Genomic DNA, 18,283 nt, shown 5'->3' with positions numbered 1-18,283 from the left:
GCTCCTCCTTCCTTACAGCGCGGGGCGCAGCTTATGATGGTCCGTACTCCGCTCGAACGCGTGGGCGACGCGCAGCACGGTCGCTTCGTCGAGCGGCTTGCCGATGATTTGCAGGCCGACCGGGAGTCCGTCCGCCAGGCCGCACGGTACGCTGATCGCCGGGACGCCCGCCAGGTTGACCGGAATCGTCAAAATGTCGTTCAAGTACATCGTCAGCGGGTCGTCGACCTGCTCGCCGATCTTGAACGCCGTCGTCGGCGCCGTCGGCCCGATAATGACGTCGTAGTTCCGGAACGCTTCGTCGAAGTCGCGCTTGATGAGCGTGCGCACCTTTTGCGCCTTCAGGTAGTAGGCGTCGTAATAGCCGGAGCTGAGCGCGTACGTGCCGAGCATGATGCGGCGCTTCACTTCGGTGCCGAATCCTTCGCTTCTCGATTTGACGTACAGGTCGAGCAGGTTGTCCGGATCGGCCGCGCGGACGCCGTAACGGACGCCGTCGAAGCGCGCCAAGTTCGAGGACGCCTCGGACGAGGCGAGCAAGTAATAGGTCGCCACCGCGTATTCGGTATGGGGCATGGACACTTCTTCCCAGACGGCGCCCATTCCTTCCAGCACCCGCAGCGCGGCCATCACCGCTTCCTTCACCTTCGGATCGACGCCTTGTCCCATATATTCTTTGGGAACTCCGATGCGCAAGCCTTTCACGTCGCCGCTCAAAGCTCCGACATAGTCGGGAATCGCGACGTTCGCGGACGTCGAATCGTGCGGATCGTGGCCGGCGATCGCCTGCAGCACGTAAGCCGCGTCCTCTACGTTTTTCGTCAGCGGGCCGATCTGGTCGAGCGAGGAAGCGAACGCCACCAGACCGAACCGGGAGACGAGCCCGTACGTCGGCTTCAAGCCGACGACGCCGCAATACGAAGCCGGCTGGCGGATCGAGCCGCCCGTATCCGAGCCGAGGGCGAAATACACTTCGCCCGCCGCGACCGCCGCGGCCGAGCCGCCGCTGGAGCCGCCCGGCACGTATTCGGCGTTCCACGGGTTCGTCGTGACGTGATACGCCGAATTTTCGTTCGAGCCGCCCATGGCGAACTCGTCCATGTTCAGCTTGCCGATCGTGACCGTCTGGGCGCTCTTCAGCTTCTTGACGACGGTCGCGTCGTAGATCGGGTCGTAGTTGCCGAGAAACCGGCTCGCGCACGTCGTCGTCAGCCCTTCGGTGACGATGTTGTCCTTGATGCCGGCCGGCAGCCCGAACAGCAGCCCGCGGTCGCCGCCCTTCGCCAGCCGCTCGTCGAGCTCGCGAGCCGTCCGCCGCGCTCCTTCCTCGTCCACGCGAAGAAACGCGCGAACCTTCGGCTCGTTCGCGCGGATCGTTTGCATCGATTGGTCGACCAAGTCGTTCACGGACAGCTCCTTGCCCGCCAACCGGTTATGGATGTCTTGCAGCTTCAAGTCGAACAAAGACAATGGGGACCCTCCTCCGCTAAGCGGTACTATTCCAATACGGCGGGCACTTTGAACTGCCCGTCTTCTTCGTCCGGAGCGTTCTTCAGCACGCTCTCGATCGGCCAGGACGGCCGCACCGCGTCTTCCCGCATGACGTTCGACAACGGCATCGGATGGCTGGTCGGCTCCACGCCGTCCGTGTCGAGCTCGTTCAGCTTTTCCGCGTATCGCAATATGGCGTTCAGCTGCTCCGTCATGCGTTCCGTCTCGGACGCGTCCAGCCGAAGCCGGGCCAGCTTGGCCACATGCTCGACGTCTTTCGCCGTAATGCTCATCGTTCGCACCTCCGCTTGCTGCCTATCGTTTTTTTGGTTCCGATCATTCTTCCTATTATAGCTTACCGGGTATTGGAACTCAACAACCGCGCGGCCCGGAGCGCCGTTCGGAGCCGGCGGCGCGCACCGTTTCAGAGACGCCGTTTTTGGATATAATTGGTAAGACAATCGAGATGGGGGAGAAACGAAACCGATGGAAAACGATCCGTACTTGATGCAACGTTACAGGCGATATCGGGTCGAATTGGGGAGCTTGAGCACGAATTCGATCCACCGCCGCCACCCTTGGGTCGTCGCCTGGTGGTCCGCCGCTTTTCCGGGCAACGGGTACTTGATGCTCGGCATGTACGCGAAAGGGTTCACGCTCATTTTGTGGGAGCTGTTCATCAACTACAACGCCAAAATCAACATCGCCATGATGTATTCGTTCACCGGCCGGTTCGAGCTGGCCAAAAGCGTCCTCGACATCCGCTGGATGCTGCTCTACATCGCTGTTTATTTGTACGGCATATGGGACAGCTACCGGATCGCCGTCGACTTCAACAAGCTGAGCGTGCTGATCGAGCGCGAGGACGCTCCGATCCGGCCGTTCAAGCTGACGATGTTCGGCATCAATTTTTTGGACAAGCGCACCCCTTACCTCGCTCTGCTCTGGTCGCTGCTGACGCCGGGGCTCGGCCATCTGTACGTCCGGCTCATTCCGACCGGCTTCTTCCTGCTGTCGTGCTGGATCGGTACGGCCTACTTCTCGCACCTGTTCGAGGCCGTGCATCACACGATCATGGGCTCGTTCTCCGAGGCCGCGTCCGTGCTCGACCCGGAATGGTTTCTATTCATGCCGTCTCTGTACGGATTCGCGCTGTACGATTCCTACGTCATCTCCGTCGAATCGAACAAGCTGTTCGGCGTGGAGCAGGCGCAGTTTTTTCGCCGGCGCTACCAGAGCGCGCATTTCGCGATGCCTTATTTTTCGAAGAAAAGGTTGTGAGAAGAAACGATGTACGTCATCAGCACGTTCGAGCATTCCCTCTACGTGGAGCTCGCCATCAGCGATCTGGAGCGGATGGGCATGGGGCAGGAGCGCATCTTCGTCGTCTCACTGGAAAAACGATCGGAGCCGCCCCGGCTGTTCGATACAATTCATCGCTCGGACGGCGTCAGCCTGCTCGATCTGGCCGCGGTGCTCGGTACGGCTTTCTCGGTGCTGGGCGCGTCGTTCGGCTTCCGCTTGACGTGGGGACCGATCATCTGGGGACTGATCGGACTGGCCTTCGGCGCACTCGTCGGCTTCCTGATCGACTGGCTCTACCATACGGCGAAAAACCGGCGCCAGTCGAAGCTGCCGACGGAGGTTGTCCTGATCGTCGAATGCATCAGCCATGCCGAGTCCGAGGCGATAAAAAAACTCCTATGGGATCGTCTCGCCATAGGAGTTGCCGTTACTAACGCCGTGTGAAGCCGAATCACTCGCCGCCCTTGGAAGCCATCGCGATTTCCGGGGAAGTGAGCTTGTCGTAAAACTCGGCGTACTTGTCTTTGTCCTCGCTCGCCCGAAGCGCCATCGCCACGCGCGGATGCTCGTTCAGCATGCCCGTCATCATGTACGGGATGATGTAGCCCCACTCCACTTTTTCGCGAAGCGGAATCATGCGGCGTTCGATCACCTCGAGAATCGGGCGAAGCTCGTACTTCGGATTTTTCAAATAGCTGACGAGCAGCTCGGTGTTGCAGTTGCCGGCCGCGCGTCCCATGCCGAATACGGATGCGTCGAGGAATTGCAGCCCCCGCTCCGCCGCCACGATCGTGTTCGAGAACGCCAGCTGCATATTGTTGTGCGCGTGAATGCCGAGCTGCTTGTCCGGCAGGTGGCGCTGGAATTTCGTGACCAAATATTCGATGTCGCGATGGTTCAGGCTGCCGTACGAATCGACGATATAGACGACATCGACCGGGCTCTTGGCGATTTCCTGGAACGCCTCGATCAAATCGTGCTCCATGACGTGGGACAACGCCATGATGTTCAGCGTCGTCTCGTAGCCGAACGCGTGGAACTTGTTCACGAGGTCGAGCGCCTTGTCCACATCCTTGATGTAGCAGGCGACGCGGATCATGTCGAGCAGGCTCTCGCTGCGCGGCAAAATGTCGTTCTCGTCCACCCGTCCGATGTCGACGAGCGCGGACAGCTTCGTATCGCCTTTTTGCGGGATGACTTCCCGCAAAAACTGCTCGTCGAGGAAGCGCCACGGGCCGGCCTCCGCCCCTTTCAGCAGCTTCGGGGAGTTTTTATAGCCGATCTCCATATATTCGACGCCCGCCGCGTTCAACGAGTAGTACAAATCGCGGACGAATTCGACGCTGAAATCCCAATTATTCACAAGTCCGCCGTCGCGGATCGTGCAGTCCAATATTTTCGCGTGAGTGTCTTTCATTCCTTATTGTCCTCCCGAAAACCGTTTACAGCTTATCATAGCCTAAACGAAGGAAAGGTGTCAATGATTGACGAACCCGGCCGCAGCCGCGCGGAAACGACGGCAAAAAAGACGCCTTTCGTCGAAAGGCGCCGCAGCGAATGAATCGGTATAAGGACCGGAATGCGGCCGGATCGCCGATCAGATCCAAGCCTTCAAATTGATTTGGCGGATAAAGTCTTGCTGGGACTGGACGTCCTTGCCGCCGTCCTGCTTCGACTCCTCGCCGCTCTCCCCGTTCATGACGCGCCGGAACAGCTCTCCGTTCTTCGTCGCCAGCGCGAAATCGATCAGCGCTTCCCGCTCGATCCGCTCCGCTTCCTGCCGCAGAAGCGTCTCTTCCAGTTCGATGTCGGCCGCCGGCACGTAAACGTTCCGGTTGATTCTCGGAATGCGCACGACGTAATCGAACGCGTTATCCGCATTGCGGTCGTACGCGATAATATATCCGTAATCGCCGACAGTCAAATTTTGCTCGAAGCTGTCGGCAACGATACATACCCTTTGACCCAAGCGCAGCATGTCGTTCTCCTCCCCCGCTTTGCCGGACGCCGGCAAAAACTATTCTACGAAAACGTTCGCAGCCGTTCGACTTTTCATAGTTTCGTATTATGATGTATATGGTACCAAATTCGAACGGTAAAGTGAAGTCGCGTCATTCGTCTCCGACTGGGCCCGATTGAGGCAGGCTGGCGGCGGATGGACGGGAATCGGGGTCGGAATATGAAAAGTCGGGCGGCTTCCGGAATGAAGCTTGCGTCCCTGTGGTTTTCTACTATGATATGCATCGGCGCGATCCTAGCGTTCCTATCGCCGGCCGGAGCCCACCCGCTGAACAACGGATACTCCGAGCTGACGGTGGACGACCGGACGGTCCGGTACGAGCTGTTCCTGCCGGAAATCCGGCTGCTCCGCTACGACGCCGACGGGAACGGCACGCTGACCGCGGCCGAGCTGGAGGCGAACGGCGACGCGATTCGGGACGAGCTGTCGGAGAAGCTCGTGCTCGCCGTCGGTTCCGAGCCGATGACGCTCGTCATGACGGGGATGGAAGCGGAAGAGAAGGACGCGATCCGCGGCGTCTCGTTCCATCTGGCTTATACGGCCCCGGAACGTGTCGAATCGTTTACGATACATTATAATCTGCTGTTCGACGACGTAGACCCGGATCATTTGAATTTCGCGGTCATTCTGGACGGGGAGGACGTGGAGCAGGCCGTCTTCGACGATGCGAATCGGACGTTCTACTACGCGGCGTCGTCGCGGCATGGCAGCGCGGCGGCGGTTTTGGCGGAATACGCGAAGCTTGGCGTGGAGCACATCTGGGAAGGAACGGACCATCTGCTGTTCGTGCTGTCGCTCGTGCTGGCCGCCGCCCGCTTCCGCGACATCGTCCGCTACGTGACGGCGTTCACGGTCGCGCACAGCATCACGCTGTTCCTCGCGGCGACGGGGCGGGCGGCGTTTCCGGCGGTGTGGATCGAATCGTTGATCGCCGCCACGATTTTGTACGTCGCGCTCGAGAACGTCTGGATTCGACAGGTGCGCTGGCGCACCTTGCTGACGTTCGCCTTCGGGCTCGTGCACGGGCTCGGCTTCGCCTCCGTGCTCGGGGAGATCGGGCTTCCGGCCGACCAATACGCCGGTTCGCTGATCGCCTTCAACGCCGGGGTCGAGCTCGGCCAGCTGCTGTTCATCGCGGCCGCGATGCCGCTGTTGGCCGCACTGCGCCGGACGGGCCGCGAGCGGCAGGCGACGGTCGCCGCCTCGGCCGCGATTGCGGCGGTCGCCGCGTTCTGGCTGCTGCAGCGGACCGGCCTGATCGGCGGCGGCGCGTAGCTTGGCCGCGCCGGAGCGGCTGCGGGGCGCGCGCGGGCCGGCGAGCCGGGGCGGCGGCGCGCGTCAGGGCAGCAGCTCGCGGCGGCGGAGCAGCCGGACGGCGAGCGCCAGCAGCAGCGCGCCGAGCGCGACGGTAGCGGCGGCGGCGAGCGCGAGCTGCGGGCCGGCTTCGCCCCGCGCCAGCACGGAAGCGGCGCGGCCCGCGAGCGTGCCGGGGCTCCAGCGCGTGTAGCGCTCGAACAGGCCCGCCGTCAGCGTCAGCAGCATGGCGCCGCCGATCGCCGCGAAGGCGGCCGCCCCGCCGCCGTTCAGCGCCGCGCTGAGCGCGACCGTCGCGGTCGCGACGAAGGCGAGCCAGAGCGCGTACAGCAGCATGCTCGGCAGCGCCCGCTCCGGTGCGACGGGGCCGATCAGCAGCTCCGCGTAATACCACGAAGAGACGTATCCGGCCGTGAACGAGACGGAGCCGAGCGTAACGGCGGCCGCCCATTTGGCCGTTATATAGGAAGCGAACGGAACGGGCTTGGCCAGCACGAGTCCGGCGGCCCCGCTCGCCCGTTCGGCGGAAACGGTGCCCATCAGCGCCAGCACGAGGACGAGCACGCCGACCGTGCCGTATTGCGACAGCGTCTGCGCGAGCACCTCGCCTCCCGCCGGCTTCGGAATGTCGATGACCGCGCCGGCCGGCAAGCTTCCGGCCGCCTTCAGCAGCTCGGGCAAATAGACGGCGACGATCGGCTGGGAGACGCCGAGCAGCACGAATACGAGCGGCACCCAGATCCATTTCCGGCTTCGCCACAGCTCCTTCATTTCTTTCGTGTAAAGAACGCCCCATACGCCCGTCATCCGCTCACCGCCTTCAAGAATAGTTCCTCGAGCGTCGTCCGTCCGGCCTCGAACCGGACGACCGGCACGCCGCGCTCCCCCAAGTCGCGCCACAGCGCGGCGCGGGCTTCGGCCAGATCGGCCACGGTCAGCCGGACGTCGCGTCCTCCCGGTTCCGCTTCGATCGAGCGGACCGAGGCGAACGTTCTCCACCGCTCGACCGACTCGTTGAGCGGCGTCTCGGCCCGAATCCGGATGACCGGCTCGCTGAACCGCCGGCCGATCTCCTCGAGCGTTCCCGCCGCCGCCACTTTGCCTTTGCTCATCATGATGATGTCGTCGCACATATCCTCGGCGTCGTGCAGCACGTGGGTCGAGAACAGCACCGTCGTCTCGCGGCGGATGCGGCCGATCATGTCGAGCACCTCGCGCCGGCCGATCGGATCGAGCGCCGAGACCGGCTCGTCCAGCAGCAGCAGCTTCGGCCGGTGGACGAGCGCCTGCGCGATGCCGAGCCGCTGCTTCATGCCGCCGGAATAGCCGCCGATGCGCCGGCCGGCCGCTTCCGCAAGACCGACCGTCGCGAGCAGCTCTTCCGCGCGGCGCTTCGCCTCCGTCTTGGGGAGCCGGGCCAGCCGGCCGGAAAACGTCAAATATTCGCGGCCGCTCATCCACGGAAAAAACGCCGGATATTGCGGCAAAAAGCCGATGAGCCGGCGAATGTCGCGAACGGGGCGCCCTTCGTTGCCGGGCTCCTCCGTCCGGAAGACGATATCCCCTTCGGTCGGCTCGAGCAGACCGGCGAGCATTTTGAGCGTCGTCGTCTTCCCCGCGCCGTTCGGACCGAGCAGGGCGACGCAGCGTCCCTCCTCGATCGAAAACGACGCCCCGTCGACCGCGGTGCCGGAGCCGAACCGTTTGACCAATCGTTCCACGCGAACGAGCGTCATGCGTCTCTCTCCTTTCCGAAGACGAAATACAGCACCGGACCGATCATTTGGACGAGGACGATGACCGGAATCCAGAGCCATTTCGGTCCGCGCGTCCGTTCCGCGCGTATGCAGTCGACCAATGCGACGGCGAGAAGGACGAGCTGAATGGCGAAAACCGGGAGCAGCAGCCTCCAATCGATCGTATCGAACAGTTGTTCCATGGCATACGGCCTCCTTATCGGTGTTTTTTCCGGAACCAGGAAGTCCGGACGACGATCCAGTAGACGACGAGCGGCAGTGGGAAATGGATCAACCCCCATATGCCCCACAGCCAGGCGCGGCTTCCCCGTTTGCGCGCGTCCAGAAACAGAAACGTGCTTTGCGACAGCAGCACGAGGGCGATCGCAACGAACGCCCAAGCCGGAAGCGTAGGCGACGGCTCAGTCACGGCCGGTCACCTTCTTTCGCCGGCCCGAAGCCAGCAGCACGACGGGGAAGACGGCTACCGCCGCCAGCTGGATGGCGAGGAACAGCATCGGCCGGCCGAACGACAAGGCCGCGTATACGGCGAGAATGCCGGCCGCCGTCAGCCAGAACAGCGTCAAATCGCGGACGAGCTTGCGCCTTGCCTGCCTCTTGCCTTGCTCGACGAATAGGTCGAACCATTCGGGGCCGGGCGTTTCCGTCGGCTGGACAAGCCGGTCCAGCTTGGCGAGCTCGTCCGCCAGCGCCCGTTCGATCGGTTCGGCCGATAAGCGTTCATCGTGATTCATCCGGTTCCAGCTCCTTTCGCAATTGCTTGATTCCATTATGAATGCGGGATTTGACCGTGCCCGCGGCGATGCCCAGCATGTCGGCGATTTCGTCGTAGGCGTAGCCGTAATAATGCTTCAGGACGATCGGGATGCGGACGTCGTCGGCCATCCGGCCGAGCGCGTCGAGCAGGTCGGACCACGACTCCCCCGATTGCCGGGCTCTCCACTTGATGAGCCGCATCGCCTGCTCCCGGTCCTGCCATTCGCGCTCCCGTTTCTTTTTGCGCAGCTGATCCATGTACAGGTTCGTCCCGATCGTGATAAGCCATGACGAAAACTTGGAGCTGAAATTGTACAGCCGGATTTTCTCGATCGCCCGCATCATCGTCTCTTGGGTCAAATCTTCGGCAAGAGCGGGCTGCATCGTAATTTTCGTCATATAGTTCAGCAAAAAAGCGTAATGCTCGCGCAAGAGCTGTGCCAGCGCTTGCGAATCGCCCCGCTGTGCGCGTTCGATCCGTACTCGGTCGTCCATCGGTAGGCCGTTCTCCTCGGTTCGTCATTTGCGTCTGTCGATCGTCGTTCGGCATTCGTTACAGTGTTCGTCAATAGTACGCTCGGGATGTGCGAATCGTTCACGGGCGGCGAAAACTTTTTGCCGCTGCGATTCCGGGGAGTATGCCCCGGAAAATGAAACCGGCCCGCCGGTTCGATTCCGGCGGGCCGCAGCCCGGCATATGTATCGCGGCACGACATGTGCCGCGGCGTCTTACTTGGGGACGGCCGCGATCCCTTCCCGCGACACGGTCAGCTTCTCGAAGCCGTCCGCCGTAATCGCGTACGTATTCTCGATGCCGACGACGCCCCGGCCGGGAAACGTGAATTTCGGTTCGATGGCGATCACCATTCCCGGCTCGAGCGGGTAGCGGAAGCCGCGGGCGAGCACCGGCAGCTCGTCGATTTCGAGCCCGATGCCGTGACCCAAAAACTTGACCTGATCGCGCCCGAACCCCATGAAATGGTCGCTCAAGCCCGCCTCCCGCACCTGATCGAGCGCCGCCGCGTACAAATCCTCGCAGATGACGCCCGGCTTCAGGTTCGCCTCGGTCGCCCGAAGCACCGCTTCGGACAAATCGTATGCCCGGCGCAAATCGTCCGGCAGCTCGCCGACGACCGCCGTCCGCGTCTGGTCGATGACGTAGCCGTCGATGCAGCAGCCGATATCGATCAGGACGGGCTCGCCCGTTCCGATCGGCCGTCTGCCCGCGCTTTGCGGGCTTGCGGGGCCGAGCCCTTGTCCGCCCGCGGGGCCGTCGAAATACGTCGGCATCGCCGCGGCCGAGCCGGCCCCGATCATGCCCGTAATGATTTCCTGATTGTAGCCGCGAACGCGCATCAAGCCCATATGGCCGTTGCGCCGGATGACGGATTCCACCTCGGCCATCAGCTCGAACTCGGCCATGCCCGGACGGAGCGCGGCGATCGCCGCCTCGTACGCGATGTCGATGACGCGAGCCGCTTCCCGGATCGCCGCGATTTCCGCGGCTGACTTGATCATCCGCGTCTCGCGGACGAGCATCGAGCCGTCGACCCAGCGTGCGCCCGGCACCGCGCCCTCCAGCCGTTGAAACTGCTGCACGGGCAGCACGTCGAATTCGGTGGCCAGCACCGCCTTCCCGCCGTCCGGCCTGCGGAACAAGCCGGGGAGCGCTTCGGCCAGTCTCGCGCCGAAGCCGCGCATGGAGCCGAGCTCCTCGACGGCGACGTCGGCTTCCTCGCAGGCGCGCGTGTAGCTGCGCCGGACGAAAAAGACCGCTTCCCCTTCCGCCGGAAGGAACAAATATCCCGTTTGCATCGAACCGATCAAGTAATACAAATCGACGTTTTGCGTAATGACGCAGCCGTCGACGCCCGCCGCCTTCATCTTGTCCTGCAGCCGCCGGCGTCGTTCCGCGCGTTCGTCCATGGCGAATCCACTCCTTTTCTTGCTCCATTATACAATGTTTCGGGGCGAAAGGAGGAACGCGGCCGCGGCGGGCGAATACGTCTAATCGGGAAATGGAAAAAAATGAGGTCATGGGAGGCTCGGTATGGAAAGCGAATGGTATCGAAGCCGGGTGTTTACGGCGCCCGGCGGCTTCACGTCCGGGATCGAGGGACCGGCGTGCGACCGCGACGGCAACGTATACGCCGTCAACTTCGAGAGGCAGCATACGATCGGCCGGGTAACGCCGGAGGGCGAAGCCGGCGTGTTCGTCGAGCTGCCGAACGGCAGCGTAGGCAACGGCATCCGGTTCGGCCGGTCCGGCGACATGTTCATCGCGGATTACACGAACCACAATATTTTGAAGGTGGATATGCGCACCCGGCTCCTCTCGGTCTTCGCCCACGAGCCGAAGATGAATCAGCCGAACGACATCGCCATCGCCGACGACGACACGCTGTTCGCGAGCGATCCGAACTGGAAGGAATCGACCGGCAACGTGTGGCGAATCGGTACGGACGGCACCGTAACCCTGCTCGAGAGCGGCATGGGGACGACGAACGGCATCGAGGTGAGCCCGGACAACCGGACGCTGTACGTCAACGAATCCGTTCAGCGCCGCGTCTGGGCGTACGATTTGTCGCCGGACAAGCGCATTTCCGGCAAGCGGCTGCTGATCGAGTTCCCGGACTTCGGCATGGACGGCATGCGCTGCGACGCGGACGGCAACCTGTACATTACCCGGTACGGCAAAGGAACGGTCGCCAAAGTGTCGCCAGCCGGGGAGCTGCTGACCGAAATCGGGCTGAACGCGTCGAACTGCACGAACTTGACGTTCGGCGGTCCGGACGGCCGGACATGCTACGTCACGTTGGCCGACACCGGCAATATCGAGACGTTCCGGGTCGAGACGCCGGGACGCGAATGGATGCTGGCGCAAAGAACGGCGCCATAAACCGCGCGAACCGGCGGGGCTTGTCTTAGTAGACGAGCTCCGCCGTTCCTTTAATCTCCCATGCGATCGGCCCGAGCACGGAATACGTAGGGGGATACGCCAGCCGGACGATCAGGACGACGCCGGGCCGCTCCAGCGTAACCGTATAGTCAAAAGCGCTGTTCACGTACGTATACGGGAACGTCCGGTCTTCGTTGACGATTTCGAAGACGAGCACGTCCGCCCGCGCTCGCCAAAACGTGCCGGGCAGCGGCTCGTTCGCCTCGTCCAGCCGCAAGTTGCGGCGCAAGTATTGCAGCGCCGAAGCTTCGGCGGCGGCGCGGTCGATCGAGACGATCCCTTCCTTCAGCTTGTCCGGATCGACCTGCTGCGCCGCCGCGTGCGCCGCCCGGTTGACGGCGCGCTTCCCTTGGAACAGCGCCTGCAGAGCCACCTCCTCGTCGGCCTGCAGCGCATGCAGCAGCATGACGAAGGCGAACAGCAGCACGTACGCGATCAGCTTGTACATATCGGCGCCTCCTCCGGCTTACGGCACATATTCGCTCATTTTCAGGCCGGAGGCGGAAATTCGGGAGGATGCGCCCGGCGGCGCGATGCCGATCAGTCGGTCGATATCGAGCATGCCGTCGTACGGGTACGCGATCGTCAGCTCGATGCCCGTTCCGCGCAAAATCGGCGACGACGGGTTCGAAGCGTCCTCCCCGCTCGTGGCGCTGACGGCGTATTCGAGCCTGGACGTCTCGAAGCCGTGGCGCGCCAGCCTCTGCCGGGAAGCCTCGAAGGCCGCTTCGTCAACGTAGCCGTGCGAGGCGTTCGCGCCGATCTCCAGCATGTAGTCCACTTCCTTTTGCAGCATCGCCTGCCGGAACAGGACGACGTGCTTGTACGTGGGCGCAAACATCGCCCAGCACAGCATGGCCGCGAATAAAACGAACACCAATATTTGCTTCATGTCCCTCCGCTCCGGTTATCGATTACGGATTGATCGAACCGATCGTCCCGTTCAGCCTGCCGCCGGTCGTCTTGACGTTTTGCTGCATCCCCCCGCTCCCCCCGACCGTCCCCGCATAGAGAGAGACGACGACGATGACGAGCATGACGGTCATCAATATTTGCCGCATGGCTTACTACCGCCTCCTCGCTGCCGATCATGGCCCCGCATTCAAATTCAACACGTTCGTATTCGCGGTGTCGCCCTTCGCCTTGATTTTTTGGCGCAGCCCGACGTCCGCGTCGTTTATGATCGTCGAGAACAGCAGCGCCACGACGATCAGCATCATGACGGTCATCAAAATATTTCTCATCGTTCCTTTATCCCCTTTCCCGAATGGCGAACCGGCCGGCTTGGGTTCAGCCGAGCGCGTCGAACAGCTTCTGGCCTTCCTGTACCCACGGATACACAAAAATGCGAAACGTGTTGAGAATCGGCACGCCGGCGATGACGAACAGGACGTAGGACGTCGTCTCCTTTCGGCTGTCCCTCGCCAGCTCCAGCTTCTCCTTATAGTCCTGAATCCGTTCGCGCAGCAGCGAGTAATAGCTGCCGTGCTCGTTCAGCCGCAGCGAGTTGATCGTCTCGGCGAAGCTGTACGCCTCCTCCGTGCCCAGACGCCGCTTGAACCGGCGGATCGCCTGCTCCGCGTCCTCGTACCATTCGTGCAGCAGCAGCTGCAGGTCGGCGCGAACCGTCCGGCTGAACGGCACGCAGCGGGTCAGCTTCGCGTGCAGGCTCATTTTGGAGCCGGCGTAATAGAGCAGCTGGTTGCTCAGCACGAATATTTCCTTCATGATTCGCTGCGACCGATGCTTGCCGAACGCCTCCAGAAGCGTCCGATCGAAGACGAGCAGGACGACCGCTACGGCTCCTCCCGTCAACAGGCCGATCGGGTCCGCCAGCGGCAGCCGCCAGCCGCCGCGCGCCGCCGAGTAGCCGATCGCAGCAATCGCGACGGCGCCAAGCATGGCAACCCGGCGCAGCAGCTCGTACGCTACCGGATCGATCCGCAATCCTCCCCGCGCGAGCAGCCGCTCCTTCGCCTCCAGGAAGCCGTCCGCTCGCCCCGACAGACCGAACGCCTTCAGCAGGAAAGACGGGTAGTTGCGCCCGCGCACCCATTGGCGCAAGGCGAGCGTCGGCCAACGTCTCCGCCGGCGCGGCCAAGAATGGAATACATGATAAAAGACCGTAAACAAGGCGCCGAACAGCGCCGCGTGCGTCACCGCACGCAGCCAGAACAGATGCTCCGACTCGATGATCATCCTTTTCCCTCCTCACATTCTCCGAATCGACAAATAAATGCCCATCAAAAACGACGCGAAAATGAGCAGCAGCGCATCAAGCAGCATATTCCGCCCTTCCGGGTCGACGATGTAGTACACATACGCGTTGTGCGAATTGATTTTGAAATTGATGCCTACGAACAAAACGAGAAACAGCACCGACGAGAAGTTGGCGATGCGGATTTCGAGCAGCCGGTTCCGCTCCGCCTGATCCGAGCGCTGCGCCCGGCGCATGTCGGAGATGAGCTCCTTCATGCCGTCGCACAAGTCGTTGCCCTCCAGCAGCCCGACGCGCATCAGGTTGGCGAAGTAGTCCGCCCACGCATGGCCGAGGCTGATCGCGAACAGGCGCAGGCAGTCGTCCGTTTCGCGGCTCGTCGCCAAATTCCGGTACAGCTGCTCGAAGACGGGCTGCAGGGAGGGCGGCAGCCGGTGCTCCTCCAGCGTTATTTTCAAGGCGGTGCGGATATTGCTCTGCCCGGACACGATGTAGTATTGATAGAACAGCTCCACCGCCGGCAAAAAATCGAGCCTCGCCTTCATCTGCAGCCCGAGCAGCCGGGTTCGCAGGACGATGTAGGGCAGCAGCCCGAGCATCCCCGCCATCGTAAGGACGCCTTTGACGTGGCGGAAGCAAAGGAAGCCGGCCACGACGCCGGCCAAGGCGAGCAGCAGCGAGACGAACAAAAACGTGCCGAGATGAAGCCGGGAACGGCTCGATTCGAGCAAATCGGCCGCGTGGCCGTACAGCCAGCCGAACCGCGAGGCGAAGCGCGCCACCCGGTTCGCGAACGTCCCCCGGCGCACATAGTGGAGCCGGTAGCGTGCCGCCGATTGCCGGACGAGCGCCTGCAGCAGCCGGTACAGGAAGACGTACGCGAGCAGAAACAGCAGCAGCACGAACGAGCCTTTCACGACCGTCAGCATCGCTCGAGCAGCCCCATCGACGCGAGCGTCCGGTGAGCGTCCGGATCGTGCTTCATGAATCGGGCCGCCGCCTTCCGCGAGAAAGGCTGCGGATACCGCCACGTCCGGGCTGCATAGTCGTAGCGGACGATATCCCTCACCTTCACCTCCCCGTCGTCGTACGCGTACTCGCCGATCCGCAGCAGCTTCCGCCGCCCGTCGACGATCCCCATCTCGAAGCCGATTTGCGTCACGTATTCGGTAATCCGCTTCGCCAATCGGGCCGGATTCATCCCCCGACCGTCCAGCATGCACATGTCGGCGATCGCGTCGGGCGCATCCTCCAGCTCGTTGACGTGCACCGACGTCACGCTTCCTTCATGTCCCCTCGTACAAGCGCGGACGTAAATGTTCGCGTCGTCGTCGCGAATTTCGGCGTGGCATATCCGCTTGGGCGATTGCCGAAGCGCCAGCTTGAACGCCTGGTTGCCGGAATGGTGCGGATCGTCGTCGCTCACCTCGTATTCGATCACATTTTTGTTCGGAAAATCGCGCTTCAGCATCAGCTCGAACCGGGTCTCGATCGTCACGATCCGCTCGTGGTCCGGCAGCTCGGCGATGAGCGCCTTGATCAGGTTCGTCTTGCCCGAGTTGGTCGGTCCGATGACGATCATATTGAAGCAGGCGCGTAATATCGCCTGCACGATCGTCTTGATCGTATCGTTCATCGTGCCGTAGTCGGGATGGCAGAGCGTATGCAGGCCGAAGTACCGCATCGTGTAAAACCGGATTGTCATCGTCGGCTCGGCCGTAAAGCCGAACCCGGTCAGCGTCACCCGCGACCCGTCCATGAGCGACACTTCGGCCCAGCGCTTGCGCGGGTTGATGACTTCGTTGTTGAACAGGACGAGATTTTGCTGGATGCGCTCCACATCCTTGACGTGCTGGAACTTGTACGGCGACGGAGCGGCCCGGCCTCCCCGCACCTCGTAAATATCCCTCCCGACGACCTGGATTTCTTCAAGACCTTCGCGGTCCCGGAGCAGCAGCTCCAGGACGTTCATGCCGATGACTTCGGCGAACACCGCCTCGGCGAGCGTCGCGTACCGATGATTCGGCGGCGCGATATGGTTCAGCCTTCGCTTCGCCAGCTGATCGCCGATAATCGCGACGAAGCGCGACCGCTCCTCCTCGAAGCCGAGCACCGCCCGGTTCAGCGACTCGCTGTACTGCCGGCGCTCCTCCTCCGTCCTTCCGCGGGAAGCGACCAAGTACGTGCGGATTTCCTCGACGCATCGCCGAAACGCCGGATTATCCTCCTCCTTCGTCCCCAAGCCGCCCTCCGCAGCCGCGGAGGACGTTTCTTCCCCTTGCGCGCCCCGCCGCACCATGGAGTAGGCCAGCAGCGAAAACTTCCGTTCCGTCAGTTGTCCCATAGCGCCCTCCCCGCTTTGCCCGGCTTCGCCGCGAACAGGCGGCCGAACCGCCTCCTCCAGACGGAGCCAGGGATCTCGAGCGCGGATTCGATGCCGCATACGGCGGAAAGAAGCCGGACGACGCCTTCCAAATCCCGGCTCAGCGGATGCGAGCCGAGCAGAAAATCGAGCAGCTTCCCTTGGTTGACCGCATCCGTCAAATCCGGATACTTGCCGACCCGGCCGATCAGCGGCAGGCCGGTCTCCTTCCGAATATCCCGCTGGCGGATGCCCGCCGACGTCCCGGCGCGGTCCGCCTGCGTCAGCACGAGATCGAACGAGTCGGCGTCGAGGCCGATGACCGGACATAACCCGCGGAGCCAGCGGTCCGCATCCTCTTGAAAGTGCGTCAGCTCCGGCGTCGTGACGAGCACGCGCGAGTCGGCCGCCAGCAGCGCGCCGATTGTCGCCGCGTTGTCCCAATAGGCGTTCACTTCGACGATGCAGACGTCGAACGTGGCTTTCGCCGTTTGCAGCAAATGCTCGATATCGTCCAGCGTAAAAAACTCCGCCTGCTCGCGCAGTTGGTTGCCGAACAGGACGCTCAAGTTCGGCCTCGCCTTAATCGGCTCGCAGTACGAGCGGAGCCGCTCCGGACGCAAGCTTTGCGAGCGGATTTCCGCGCGCAGATGGTCGAGACTCCCGTCGGGCTGGTCGATGCCCATATACCGGTGCAGCTTCGAGCTTTTCAGATTGAGGCACAAGTAGGCGACCGATCCGCTCGCGCGACCGGCCAAGCCGACGGCCGTCCCGAACGACACGAACGTCGTGCCGATGTTCGGCGTCGACCCGACGAAGACGATCAGCTTGCCTCCCGGTCCTGCCGAACGTGCTTCCCCGAAAAACCGCTTCGCCAAAGACGCGTTGATGGCCGCTCTCGTGCGATGCGGGGGAATGTAGTCAATCCCTTCGGATAAGCATCGTTTGATCCATTTGCCGTTCTCGACCGGATCGTGACGATCCGAGAGCAAGACGGCGACCGCGGCATCCGGACACCCTTCCTTCAATCGGCCGACGTACTCGCAAAACGTTTCCCAATCGAAGTAACGGTCGGATAGGACGATATGGTCGAACCGAAGCGACTCCGCCGCGCCCAGCAGCGCTTCCGGCTGCTGGAACAAATGGACGCGCACGTTCCCCTTCCCTTTCCCCGATATCCAATCTTGGGCGAGCGCCTCGTCCTGCGTGACGAATGCGATATTCATCCGGCGATTACCTCCTTTCCCCGGCTTCGTCCGGTTGTACCGCCAGCGACGCGGCGGACAGCGCGATGACGAGCTTCGTCTTCTTCGTCCGGCACGCCCGGTCGATCGCCAGCCATTCCTCTTCGGTCAAATTGAGGTTGATCTGGTCGATCGCCCCGTTCGCCTCCCGCCGGGACGCGTACATTTTCTCTGCGTCGCCGCTCACACGGGAGTAAAGGTTGGGCGATTTCGGATTGTCGACCTCGACGTTCGCGGACGACTTGACCGACGCGACCGTCACCTCGTGGTCGAACAGGCGTCCGGAGTCGCTTTCGGCCCCGGACAAGTACAGCTTCACCCGATCCCCGGCCCGGATGCCGTTCGATACCGACAAGATGTAATCCTTCGGTATTTGGAACGTCGATTCGAGCTGCGACGGCAGCAGGTGGAGCTTGTCCACCTTCCAGTGGAGCACCGGCTCGTTCGTCCCGAGCGGCACGACCGATTCGAGTCCGGTTACGAGCGAGACGTCCGTAAACATGTTGTCCTCGAACGAGCCGAGCAGTACCGGCTTGTAGGTCAGCATGTCCGCCTCGATCATCGTCCCCGCCCGGATAAAATCTTTCGGTACGACGACGTTGACCGTCTGCTGCAGCTCCACCTGCTTCAGCTGCAGCTTGTAGACGCCGTAGACGAGCAGTGCCGCCAATAGAGCCGCCGAGAGGCCGATCAGCAGATTTCGTTTTTTGTTCACCGCCCCATCCCCTTCGCGACAAACGAAAAGGACGCAGCACGGCCGGTTGCCCGATCGCCTGCGTCCTTCGCAAACGTAATATGGTAATAACTATATATTACTATAAATGTTTTATTTTGTAAACCAATGTCGAACAAATGGC

Annotated in this window: 24 protein-coding genes; 4 read left to right on the top strand and 20 right to left on the bottom strand. The window is 62.3% G+C overall.

Features of this window, described 5'->3' with window-relative positions; genetic code table 11:
* Positions 1 to 12 precede the first annotated feature (12 nt).
* Both gatA and gatC read right to left on the bottom strand, forming a co-directional pair.
* Positions 13 to 1,470: an Asp-tRNA(Asn)/Glu-tRNA(Gln) amidotransferase subunit GatA gene (gatA, locus tag DLM86_RS24825; protein WP_110842756.1), complete on the bottom strand. Its 1,458-nt coding sequence runs from the start codon at positions 1,468 to 1,470 to the stop codon at positions 13 to 15.
* A 26-nt stretch (positions 1,471 to 1,496) separates the two neighbouring features.
* Positions 1,497 to 1,784 (bottom strand): Asp-tRNA(Asn)/Glu-tRNA(Gln) amidotransferase subunit GatC, encoded by a 288-nt coding sequence (gene gatC / locus DLM86_RS24820; protein WP_110842755.1) that lies wholly within the window; start codon positions 1,782 to 1,784, stop codon positions 1,497 to 1,499.
* A 193-nt stretch (positions 1,785 to 1,977) separates the two neighbouring features.
* Here gatC and DLM86_RS24815 point away from each other — a divergent pair, with 193 nt between their 5' ends.
* Positions 1,978 to 2,772: a hypothetical protein gene (locus DLM86_RS24815; RefSeq protein WP_245954883.1), complete on the top strand. Its 795-nt coding sequence runs from the start codon at positions 1,978 to 1,980 to the stop codon at positions 2,770 to 2,772.
* Positions 2,773 to 2,781: 9 nt separating this feature from the next.
* Positions 2,782 to 3,240, top strand: a complete 459-nt coding sequence (locus DLM86_RS24810; RefSeq protein ID WP_110842754.1) for a phage holin family protein — start codon at positions 2,782 to 2,784, stop codon at positions 3,238 to 3,240.
* 7 nt (positions 3,241 to 3,247) lie between these two features.
* Here the strand turns inward: DLM86_RS24810 and DLM86_RS24805 are convergent, their stop codons facing one another.
* Complete coding sequence (locus DLM86_RS24805; protein ID WP_110842753.1) at positions 3,248 to 4,213, bottom strand: aldolase catalytic domain-containing protein; 966 nt, start codon at positions 4,211 to 4,213, stop codon at positions 3,248 to 3,250.
* Positions 4,214 to 4,393: 180 nt separating this feature from the next.
* Positions 4,394 to 4,774 carry an ATPase gene (locus DLM86_RS24800; RefSeq protein ID WP_110842752.1) on the bottom strand — a complete coding sequence of 127 codons (381 nt, stop codon included), beginning with the start codon at positions 4,772 to 4,774 and terminating at the stop codon, positions 4,394 to 4,396.
* 225 nt (positions 4,775 to 4,999) lie between these two features.
* On the opposite strand from DLM86_RS24800, the gene DLM86_RS24795 reads away from it, so the two are divergent.
* On the top strand, positions 5,000 to 6,091 hold the full coding sequence (locus tag DLM86_RS24795) for a HupE/UreJ family protein (protein WP_158289655.1): 1,092 nt from the start codon (positions 5,000 to 5,002) through the stop codon (positions 6,089 to 6,091).
* Between the two features lie 63 nt (positions 6,092 to 6,154).
* Here DLM86_RS24795 and DLM86_RS24790 read toward each other — a convergent pair whose 3' ends face one another.
* The 7 genes from DLM86_RS24790 to DLM86_RS24760 all read right to left on the bottom strand — a co-directional run bounded on the left by DLM86_RS24790 (position 6,155) and on the right by DLM86_RS24760 (position 10,569).
* A complete protein-coding gene (locus DLM86_RS24790) occupies positions 6,155 to 6,937 on the bottom strand; it encodes an ABC transporter permease subunit (protein WP_110842750.1) in 783 nt (260 codons plus the stop codon).
* Positions 6,934 to 7,866, bottom strand: coding sequence for an ABC transporter ATP-binding protein (locus tag DLM86_RS24785; protein ID WP_110842749.1), 933 nt, complete (start codon positions 7,864 to 7,866; stop codon positions 6,934 to 6,936). Before DLM86_RS24785 ends, DLM86_RS24790 begins: the two co-directional genes overlap by 4 nt.
* Entirely contained in the window at positions 7,863 to 8,069 is a 207-nt protein-coding gene (locus DLM86_RS24780; RefSeq protein ID WP_110842748.1) for a PLD nuclease N-terminal domain-containing protein, read from the bottom strand. Before DLM86_RS24780 ends, DLM86_RS24785 begins: the two co-directional genes overlap by 4 nt.
* A gap of 14 nt (positions 8,070 to 8,083) precedes the next feature.
* Positions 8,084 to 8,296, bottom strand: a complete 213-nt coding sequence (locus tag DLM86_RS24775) for a sigmaY antisigma factor component (RefSeq protein ID WP_110842747.1) — start codon at positions 8,294 to 8,296, stop codon at positions 8,084 to 8,086.
* Entirely contained in the window at positions 8,289 to 8,621 is a 333-nt protein-coding gene (locus tag DLM86_RS24770; protein ID WP_110842746.1) for a YxlC family protein, read from the bottom strand. Before DLM86_RS24770 ends, DLM86_RS24775 begins: the two co-directional genes overlap by 8 nt.
* A complete protein-coding gene (gene sigY / locus DLM86_RS24765) occupies positions 8,608 to 9,138 on the bottom strand; it encodes an RNA polymerase sigma factor SigY (protein ID WP_110842745.1) in 531 nt (176 codons plus the stop codon). Before sigY ends, DLM86_RS24770 begins: the two co-directional genes overlap by 14 nt.
* 234 nt (positions 9,139 to 9,372) lie before the next feature.
* The gene (locus DLM86_RS24760) at positions 9,373 to 10,569 is read right to left on the bottom strand and encodes a M24 family metallopeptidase (RefSeq protein WP_110842744.1); all 1,197 of its coding nucleotides are present in this window, start codon (positions 10,567 to 10,569) and stop codon (positions 9,373 to 9,375) included.
* A gap of 124 nt (positions 10,570 to 10,693) precedes the next feature.
* Between DLM86_RS24760 and DLM86_RS24755 the strand changes: the two genes are divergently transcribed.
* Positions 10,694 to 11,542 carry an SMP-30/gluconolactonase/LRE family protein gene (locus DLM86_RS24755; protein WP_110842743.1) on the top strand — a complete coding sequence of 283 codons (849 nt, stop codon included), beginning with the start codon at positions 10,694 to 10,696 and terminating at the stop codon, positions 11,540 to 11,542.
* A gap of 25 nt (positions 11,543 to 11,567) precedes the next feature.
* Here DLM86_RS24755 and DLM86_RS24750 read toward each other — a convergent pair whose 3' ends face one another.
* From DLM86_RS24750 to DLM86_RS24720, 9 genes are read right to left on the bottom strand one after another with little or no spacing between them, the layout of a single operon-like run.
* Positions 11,568 to 12,050 carry a hypothetical protein gene (locus tag DLM86_RS24750; protein ID WP_110842742.1) on the bottom strand — a complete coding sequence of 161 codons (483 nt, stop codon included), beginning with the start codon at positions 12,048 to 12,050 and terminating at the stop codon, positions 11,568 to 11,570.
* An 18-nt stretch (positions 12,051 to 12,068) separates the two neighbouring features.
* Positions 12,069 to 12,494 carry a hypothetical protein gene (locus DLM86_RS24745; RefSeq protein WP_110842741.1) on the bottom strand — a complete coding sequence of 142 codons (426 nt, stop codon included), beginning with the start codon at positions 12,492 to 12,494 and terminating at the stop codon, positions 12,069 to 12,071.
* A 22-nt stretch (positions 12,495 to 12,516) separates the two neighbouring features.
* A complete protein-coding gene (locus tag DLM86_RS32210) occupies positions 12,517 to 12,663 on the bottom strand; it encodes a hypothetical protein (protein WP_158289654.1) in 147 nt (48 codons plus the stop codon).
* A gap of 27 nt (positions 12,664 to 12,690) precedes the next feature.
* Positions 12,691 to 12,846: a hypothetical protein gene (locus DLM86_RS32405; RefSeq protein WP_170143729.1), complete on the bottom strand. Its 156-nt coding sequence runs from the start codon at positions 12,844 to 12,846 to the stop codon at positions 12,691 to 12,693.
* 46 nt (positions 12,847 to 12,892) lie between these two features.
* Positions 12,893 to 13,801: a hypothetical protein gene (locus tag DLM86_RS24740; RefSeq protein WP_110842740.1), complete on the bottom strand. Its 909-nt coding sequence runs from the start codon at positions 13,799 to 13,801 to the stop codon at positions 12,893 to 12,895.
* A 12-nt stretch (positions 13,802 to 13,813) separates the two neighbouring features.
* Complete coding sequence (locus tag DLM86_RS24735; RefSeq protein WP_110842739.1) at positions 13,814 to 14,749, bottom strand: hypothetical protein; 936 nt, start codon at positions 14,747 to 14,749, stop codon at positions 13,814 to 13,816.
* The gene (locus tag DLM86_RS24730; protein WP_245954881.1) at positions 14,743 to 16,164 is read right to left on the bottom strand and encodes an ATPase, T2SS/T4P/T4SS family; all 1,422 of its coding nucleotides are present in this window, start codon (positions 16,162 to 16,164) and stop codon (positions 14,743 to 14,745) included. The genes DLM86_RS24735 and DLM86_RS24730 overlap by 7 nt, the downstream gene beginning before the upstream one ends.
* Positions 16,152 to 17,408 carry a CpaE/TadZ family protein gene (locus DLM86_RS24725; RefSeq protein WP_110842738.1) on the bottom strand — a complete coding sequence of 419 codons (1,257 nt, stop codon included), beginning with the start codon at positions 17,406 to 17,408 and terminating at the stop codon, positions 16,152 to 16,154. The genes DLM86_RS24730 and DLM86_RS24725 overlap by 13 nt, the downstream gene beginning before the upstream one ends.
* A gap of 7 nt (positions 17,409 to 17,415) precedes the next feature.
* A complete protein-coding gene (locus DLM86_RS24720; protein WP_110842737.1) occupies positions 17,416 to 18,141 on the bottom strand; it encodes a CpaB family protein in 726 nt (241 codons plus the stop codon).
* Positions 18,142 to 18,283: the final 142 nt, after the last annotated feature.

Source organism: Paenibacillus flagellatus (genome assembly GCF_003217775.1).
GTDB lineage: Bacteria > Bacillota > Bacilli > Paenibacillales > NBRC-103111 > Paenibacillus_AB > Paenibacillus_AB flagellatus.
Note: the sequence above shows the minus strand (reverse complement) of the source record. Positions and strands in the feature narration are given on the sequence as shown.

Coding starts and splice junctions, on each gene's coding strand:
- gatC (WP_110842755.1), bottom strand. CDS start 1,784: ATGAGCATTACGGCGAAAGACGTCGAGCATGTGGCCAAGCTGGCCCGG.
- DLM86_RS24815 (WP_245954883.1), top strand. CDS start 1,978: ATGGAAAACGATCCGTACTTGATGCAACGTTACAGGCGATATCGGGTC.
- DLM86_RS24810 (WP_110842754.1), top strand. CDS start 2,782: ATGTACGTCATCAGCACGTTCGAGCATTCCCTCTACGTGGAGCTCGCC.
- DLM86_RS24805 (WP_110842753.1), bottom strand. CDS start 4,213: ATGAAAGACACTCACGCGAAAATATTGGACTGCACGATCCGCGACGGC.
- DLM86_RS24800 (WP_110842752.1), bottom strand. CDS start 4,774: ATGCTGCGCTTGGGTCAAAGGGTATGTATCGTTGCCGACAGCTTCGAG.
- DLM86_RS24795 (WP_158289655.1), top strand. CDS start 5,000: ATGAAGCTTGCGTCCCTGTGGTTTTCTACTATGATATGCATCGGCGCG.
- DLM86_RS24790 (WP_110842750.1), bottom strand. CDS start 6,937: ATGACGGGCGTATGGGGCGTTCTTTACACGAAAGAAATGAAGGAGCTG.
- DLM86_RS24785 (WP_110842749.1), bottom strand. CDS start 7,866: ATGACGCTCGTTCGCGTGGAACGATTGGTCAAACGGTTCGGCTCCGGC.
- DLM86_RS24780 (WP_110842748.1), bottom strand. CDS start 8,069: ATGGAACAACTGTTCGATACGATCGATTGGAGGCTGCTGCTCCCGGTT.
- DLM86_RS24770 (WP_110842746.1), bottom strand. CDS start 8,621: ATGAATCACGATGAACGCTTATCGGCCGAACCGATCGAACGGGCGCTG.
- sigY (WP_110842745.1), bottom strand. CDS start 9,138: ATGGACGACCGAGTACGGATCGAACGCGCACAGCGGGGCGATTCGCAA.
- DLM86_RS24760 (WP_110842744.1), bottom strand. CDS start 10,569: ATGGACGAACGCGCGGAACGACGCCGGCGGCTGCAGGACAAGATGAAG.
- DLM86_RS24755 (WP_110842743.1), top strand. CDS start 10,694: ATGGAAAGCGAATGGTATCGAAGCCGGGTGTTTACGGCGCCCGGCGGC.
- DLM86_RS24750 (WP_110842742.1), bottom strand. CDS start 12,050: ATGTACAAGCTGATCGCGTACGTGCTGCTGTTCGCCTTCGTCATGCTG.
- DLM86_RS24745 (WP_110842741.1), bottom strand. CDS start 12,494: ATGAAGCAAATATTGGTGTTCGTTTTATTCGCGGCCATGCTGTGCTGG.
- DLM86_RS32210 (WP_158289654.1), bottom strand. CDS start 12,663: ATGCGGCAAATATTGATGACCGTCATGCTCGTCATCGTCGTCGTCTCT.
- DLM86_RS32405 (WP_170143729.1), bottom strand. CDS start 12,846: ATGAGAAATATTTTGATGACCGTCATGATGCTGATCGTCGTGGCGCTG.
- DLM86_RS24740 (WP_110842740.1), bottom strand. CDS start 13,801: ATGATCATCGAGTCGGAGCATCTGTTCTGGCTGCGTGCGGTGACGCAC.
- DLM86_RS24735 (WP_110842739.1), bottom strand. CDS start 14,749: ATGCTGACGGTCGTGAAAGGCTCGTTCGTGCTGCTGCTGTTTCTGCTC.
- DLM86_RS24730 (WP_245954881.1), bottom strand. CDS start 16,164: ATGGGACAACTGACGGAACGGAAGTTTTCGCTGCTGGCCTACTCCATG.
- DLM86_RS24725 (WP_110842738.1), bottom strand. CDS start 17,408: ATGAATATCGCATTCGTCACGCAGGACGAGGCGCTCGCCCAAGATTGG.